This is a genomic window from Paenibacillus sp. NRS-1781, assembly GCF_050467745.1.
GTDB classification, from domain to species: domain Bacteria; phylum Bacillota; class Bacilli; order Paenibacillales; family Paenibacillaceae; genus Paenibacillus; species Paenibacillus terrae_A.
This window is the reverse complement of sequence record NZ_JBITPI010000059.1, coordinates 1-5,559: the sequence shown is the minus strand read 5'-3', so window position 1 is coordinate 5,559 and position 5,559 is coordinate 1. Positions and strand designations below refer to the sequence as shown.

Genomic DNA, 5,559 nt, shown 5'->3' with positions numbered 1-5,559 from the left:
CATATGTACCGTAAAATCATCACAAAAATTTCTGCACCCTTTGCTGGCGGCTCTGTTTATCTACATAGAAGACCCCCTCCATCTACAACAAAAAGAGTGGCTTCTCACCACTCGATATTTGCCAAGGCTAGTTCCATATCCTGCTGTGTCGTCAGCGTATAGATATTGGTCGTTGCTACGTGATCATGTCCAAGGATTTGCTGGATGGTCGTCAAAGGAGTCGTTTTCACCAGCTTATAGCCAAGCGTATGTCTGAACATATGGGGTGTGACCTTCACATTGATCCGATCCCCGTATTTGTTCAAAATCAGGTTGATCGCATTTCGTTCCAATGCTCCACGCTGGCCAATACATAGATATTCTGATTCCACTTGTGGCCTGACTTCGAGATATCGGGTGATGGCTTTACGTACATCCTTATTCATCGGTATGGTTCGATAGGCATTTCCTTTGCCAAGTATCCTCAATAAACCTTTGCGTTCACCTATCTCAATATCCTTCAGCTTGATGCCAACCAATTCGCTTACCCGTATCCCTGTTCCTATCAGTAATTCAATCATACAGATATGTAGCCGATTGCCCATACGGTGAATTTCATTCCGCAGCTTCCACAAATCCTTTTCCTCAAGACCCTTATACTGCCGAACGACCTTGTTCCTGACCGCTTCGATATGTATTTCTTCCTTTATATATCCTTGATGATGCATCCATTGTGAAAATACGTTGATACTGGCGATCTTACGGTTGATGGTGAGTACCGCTTGGTTGGTGCTTTGCAGATATTTCTTGTACTCTACACCATCCAATTCAATCCACTTGTCCAGTCCATATTCCGTCTTGCCCCGATACCAAGCTATGAACTGCAATACGTCCCGAATATAGCAGGAAACCGTGTTCTCGCTCCGATCCTTACTCCGTAAATGCGCTTCAAATCCTTGAATATACTCCATATTCGCCCCACCCTTCGCTTTGTGTGTCACATCATACCGTTGATGTGGGGCAAAGTCCACCGTTTGCATAACCTATCTTATGCACTGATTCTGGCTACTTTACAGGCTAATTCAGGGCTGAAACTGGCGTTTATCTATACACATATTGACGACATAACGTTATGGCTCCGAATCATTAGGCTCCACATATCCTTCCTCCATCTCGACCGATTCCTCAATAGCTTCATAATCAGCATCCACCACATCCGCTTCGATCATATCCAGAAATAGCTGCTTGCGTTCCTGTTCCAGTGCTTTCGTATTGACCAGCAATTCACGTCGATCATTCCACTCGTTGGGTGCGCGGTTCTTTAAGTAGAAGATCATCGCTGTCGGATTGGGAGGCTGATATCGTTTCACTTTCTCGATACGCGTCTTCTTTTTTCCATTTTTGTCCTCTTCAATAATCGTTTTTATTTCTTCATATTCATACCCCGTAGCAGCTTTCAAAAGTGAATTTTCCACGTGGGATATGGGGACAGATCTGCTCCATTTGACTAGTTCAGCCAGCATCGGATGCTTATCAATGTACTCGTACCAAGTCGTTTTACCTATGTCGAGTTTCTTGATAATGTCCTCTGCATTCACGCCTTCTTCGAACCATTGCTGAATCTCCGCTAACCGAGGATATACATGGGTTTCCCACTTGGTTGGACGTTCCAATGCTTCTGCAAATTTCGGATGTTTCCTTCTATAATCGCCTAATGTCCAAATATGAATATTTAATCGTTTGGCAATCTCCTCATCTGTTGCCCCTTCACGTACCCAAACAGGAATATCCCTGAGCCTTGGCACAACAAATTGAACATACTTGGTTAGTATTTTAGGCTTGTTTCTTTTTGGTTTGTCGTTGTTCTTGCTCATTCTGCTCACCTCCATCACGAAAAAAGGGAACAGCCAACTATCGACTATTCCCCATATGTATCAGCTTACCCTTCCAATTCAGCCTCGTAAAACAATTCGATATCTTCAATTACCTTTTGAATCAACTCGTTATCCTCCGTAGCTTCCTCAGCCCCAAGCACATTTACCTTTTCGGCTTGCATGCCCTTCAGGAATCGAATCACTATATTCACTTTGGCCTTGCCCAATTAAATCACCCTTTCGGTTTAGTCAGCACATGATACCTCTGACTTTGCCCACTCAGCAACAACTTCTTGATAGCTATACTGCTTACCTTCCCGAATTAAATACACGCCGCTATTATCGCCAACGTGGGCAATATATCGCTGCACGATCACATCTACATATTTGGGATCAAGCTCACTGGTATAGCAAAGCCGATCCGTTTCCTCACACGCAATCAAAGTTGAACCTGAGCCACCAAATGGATCAAATACGATATCACCAAGCTTGCTCGAATTTTTAATTGGGTAGCTAATCAAGGGAATCGGCTTCATCGTGGGATGATATTCATTCCGGAATGGGCGATCAAATTGCCATAATGTCGTCTGCTTGCGATCACTGTTCCAGTAGTGTCCTCCTGTCGGCTTCCAACCGTATAATACGGGTTCGTGCATCCAGTGATAATCTTGTCTACCCATTACCATGGCTTGTTTAGCCCATATACAACATTGAGACAGTTTGAATCCAGCTTCAATAAATGCCTTTCTAAAATTCAAACCTTCACTATCTGCGTGGAACACATAGATGCTTGCTCCATCATCTGCTACTTCATACATCCGAGTATAAGCAGCGAACAGGAAATTATAAAACTCGTGATTGTCCATTTTATCGTTCTCTATTTTTAATGCATCCTTGGTTTTACCTGTATAATCCACATTATAAGGTGGATCGGTTACAATAAGCTGAGCCTTCTTACCATCCATCAATGTTGTAATATTCTGCTGATTAGTCGAGTCTCCGCAGATTAGCCTATGCTTCCCAAGTAGCCAAATGTCACCTTTACGAGTGATCGGATGTTCAGGTAATGCTTCTTCTAGATTAAAATCATCCTCATCATCCACTGTTTCTTCGTGCAATGTATTCAGCAACTTCTCCGCTTCAGACCAATCAAAGCCCGTTAGCTCAATATTATATTCTGCTTCTTTCAACTCATCTAATAATGCAGCCAATGCTTCAAAGTCCCATTCCCCTGTAATTTTGTTAAGCGCTATGTTCAGGGCTTTCTCTTTTGACTTATTCACATCAACTATGACACAGTCGACTTCATCGTAACCGAGTGCCTTCAAAACTTTAGCACGTTGATGGCCTCCTACAATGGTATAATCGCTATTACAAATAATCGGTTCACAATAACCGAATTCGAGGACACTATTCCTGATCTTTTCAAACTCTGGATCACCCGCTTTTAAATCCTTCCTTGGATTATATTCGGCGTGTACCAGTTGATCGATCTTCAATTTCATCCACTTCATTTATAAAACTCTCTCCTTTATGTCTACAGCTTTCTCATTATTTCTGGCGTTTTTTATGTACGGATTTAACGTTTTTACGTTTGCGAATTTGATTTCCAATCCACTTAATCCCCCTTTCTACCTTCATTTTTAAAAAGACTGCAATCCAAATCCAGATGCAAAACACAACAATTGCTGTGACAACTCGTGATATTTCTACACTTATTGCTTGTAACATTAATAGCATTTATATTTCTCCTTTCCAAAATGAAAAAGGAACCCTTGCTCATAGCCAGAGTTCCCGTGTTATGATTCTATAATTGTAAATCTGCTCATTGTGTCACGTGACACATTTTTATATACACAACCACGTTTTGCATTTTGGAGTAAGGACGGCATCCTGCATCTTCATGACGAAGAGCATGCCGCACAGCACGGCAAGTATGTACAAACGAGTCTGACGCCAACTCATCGCGACACCGCTGACCTCAAACTGCTCGCAGCAGAGCTTCCAACATGAATCATTTCCCCTGTTCTTCCGGGGTTTTATGGCATGCGCAGGCGGCAAGGAACCAGTTAACCAGCGGAAACATGAACAGTCTGGTCAGAACCCTTGCGCGGTTCAATTCCGCAGCGTGCCTTTTATATGGAATGGAAATCCATTTTTTTGTTGAACAATTACAATAAAAGACTTATAATGTAAATGTATATAACTACCTGTAAAAAAACTTTATTGATCATGAATACTCTAATAGTTTCTATACATACTGGTTGATTGATAAAGCGTGCAGGAAAAAAATCAAAGAAAGTGGGCTTATGAGTATGAAAAACATCAAAAAAGCTTCTGTAGTATCTGTTTTATCTTTAGCTCTTGCAATTCCATTAACTGCTTCTGCAGCAGCTACGACCGATGTTGCACCAGCTACAACTGACTCAGCAGCAGTTTCCCAATCTGCAAACACATCGACCGATGTGAACACACCAAAACCGGGGGATCATGTCATTACTCCACAAGCTACTGATGGACAAATTGTCGATCGTCCAGTAGCTGGATTTAATGATTCTGCTGATTTTGACGTTAAAGCAGGGTATGGATATGTAAGGTTGTACTTGAGAAACACAGGGAACACTACTATAACTTTTACTGTGAATCAGGGAAGTGCATCTGGTGCGGAAAAGTACAGTGGAACAGTAAAACCTGGTAAAACATTCGATGAAATATTAAATTCAAGCAAGCCATGGACTGTAGGGAAATTTTATGTTAGTTTAAGTAGTGGTTCTGGTTCCATGTCTGGAAAGCTTGGAGTTCGGACTAGTACTAATACGAATTTTTAAATATAATTGCTGGGAAAGCGGGCCAATGAGGCTCGCTTTTTTTGTTGGGGGTGATGTTCATGAAGAAAAGCCCGAAACCAGGAATATGTATGCTTTGCAATGACCCTAACCCGGAGCATACAACGATGGGCGCATCCTTTTGTGATACATGTTGGGATGTCATGAAATCTGGGGATGAGGACAAATTGGGTGAAAGGATCGTTTGGGACAAGTGATATCAAGAAAGTGGGCAAAAGCCAGCTTATTATGGTTTAACTGCCCATTTTCCGGTATTGTCCGATTTTTATTCTTTGACGGCCATTTTCGGTAATTAGTAAAACGGTCTTGTTCTTCCTCTCTAGTTACTAAGTACAAATGGTTTAATGCAACTTTTAAATTTTGCAATACCAGTCCATATTCAACAAGATAAATTTGAATATGTAAATCAAAAATTTTAAAACGATATTCCTAGCCAGTTAATAATATGACTTGATTACGTGTATGAATGCTGCTGAATCTATGTATGATCTATACGTGGGATAGGGGAAACTCAAAACCGCGATAAAACCACTTCGCTACGCTTCGTAAACGGTAGTATCGCCTGCCGCCGTTTCCCCTCCCACACCCAACCCCTTTGCGGCTAATTAAGTTCACTTTCTCAACTCCAATCATCCCTTTACTCTAAAATTCATAGCTGGACAAATGTATCTAATTCCATCACTTCCTCTCTACGGGCTGACAAGCCCACCATATAAACTCGTATACAAACATGTTTCCTATTCTCCGTCCGTTTGTTTCCAATTTTATAGTAGAAAACATCCTGTCTTCGCTTCAATTTCTCCAATATAATAGCGGATTTTTAAAAGCTGTTTCCATGTTTCCAGTTTTGAGCACTCCTT

At 41.5% G+C, this 5,559-nt stretch carries 7 protein-coding genes; 2 read left to right on the top strand and 5 right to left on the bottom strand.

The annotated features are described in order from the left end of the window. Positions 1-104 precede the first annotated feature (104 nt). From ACIFO6_RS20885 to ACIFO6_RS20865, 5 genes are all read right to left on the bottom strand, one after another. Positions 105-950 carry a tyrosine-type recombinase/integrase gene (locus tag ACIFO6_RS20885; protein ID WP_430043495.1) on the bottom strand — a complete coding sequence of 282 codons (846 nt, stop codon included), beginning with the start codon at positions 948-950 and terminating at the stop codon, positions 105-107. Positions 951-1,109: 159 nt separating this feature from the next. Next, positions 1,110-1,853, bottom strand: coding sequence for a transposase (locus tag ACIFO6_RS20880; RefSeq protein WP_430043493.1), 744 nt, complete (start codon positions 1,851-1,853; stop codon positions 1,110-1,112). Between the two features lie 65 nt (positions 1,854-1,918). Next, complete coding sequence (locus tag ACIFO6_RS20875; RefSeq protein WP_430043491.1) at positions 1,919-2,080, bottom strand: hypothetical protein; 162 nt, start codon at positions 2,078-2,080, stop codon at positions 1,919-1,921. Between the two features lie 18 nt (positions 2,081-2,098). Then, entirely contained in the window at positions 2,099-3,367 is a 1,269-nt protein-coding gene (locus ACIFO6_RS20870; RefSeq protein WP_430043489.1) for a site-specific DNA-methyltransferase, read from the bottom strand. 37 nt (positions 3,368-3,404) lie between these two features. Next, positions 3,405-3,593 carry a hypothetical protein gene (locus ACIFO6_RS20865; protein ID WP_430043488.1) on the bottom strand — a complete coding sequence of 63 codons (189 nt, stop codon included), beginning with the start codon at positions 3,591-3,593 and terminating at the stop codon, positions 3,405-3,407. 90 nt (positions 3,594-3,683) lie between these two features. Between ACIFO6_RS20865 and ACIFO6_RS20860 the strand changes: the two genes are divergently transcribed. Together ACIFO6_RS20860 and ACIFO6_RS20855 are read left to right on the top strand one after the other, a co-directional pair. Continuing rightward, positions 3,684-3,866 (top strand): hypothetical protein, encoded by a 183-nt coding sequence (locus ACIFO6_RS20860; protein WP_430043486.1) that lies wholly within the window; start codon positions 3,684-3,686, stop codon positions 3,864-3,866. A 302-nt stretch (positions 3,867-4,168) separates the two neighbouring features. Further along, positions 4,169-4,681 carry a hypothetical protein gene (locus ACIFO6_RS20855; RefSeq protein WP_430043485.1) on the top strand — a complete coding sequence of 171 codons (513 nt, stop codon included), beginning with the start codon at positions 4,169-4,171 and terminating at the stop codon, positions 4,679-4,681. Positions 4,682-5,559 lie beyond the last annotated feature (878 nt).

Excerpts from the sequence above, each read along its gene's own strand:
- ACIFO6_RS20885 (WP_430043495.1), bottom strand. The coding sequence starts at position 950 with ATGGAGTATATTCAAGGATTTGAAGCGCATTTACGGAGTAAGGATCGG.
- ACIFO6_RS20880 (WP_430043493.1), bottom strand. The coding sequence starts at position 1,853 with ATGAGCAAGAACAACGACAAACCAAAAAGAAACAAGCCTAAAATACTA.
- ACIFO6_RS20870 (WP_430043489.1), bottom strand. The coding sequence starts at position 3,367 with ATGAAGTGGATGAAATTGAAGATCGATCAACTGGTACACGCCGAATAT.
- ACIFO6_RS20865 (WP_430043488.1), bottom strand. The coding sequence starts at position 3,593 with ATGCTATTAATGTTACAAGCAATAAGTGTAGAAATATCACGAGTTGTC.
- ACIFO6_RS20855 (WP_430043485.1), top strand. The coding sequence starts at position 4,169 with ATGAAAAACATCAAAAAAGCTTCTGTAGTATCTGTTTTATCTTTAGCT.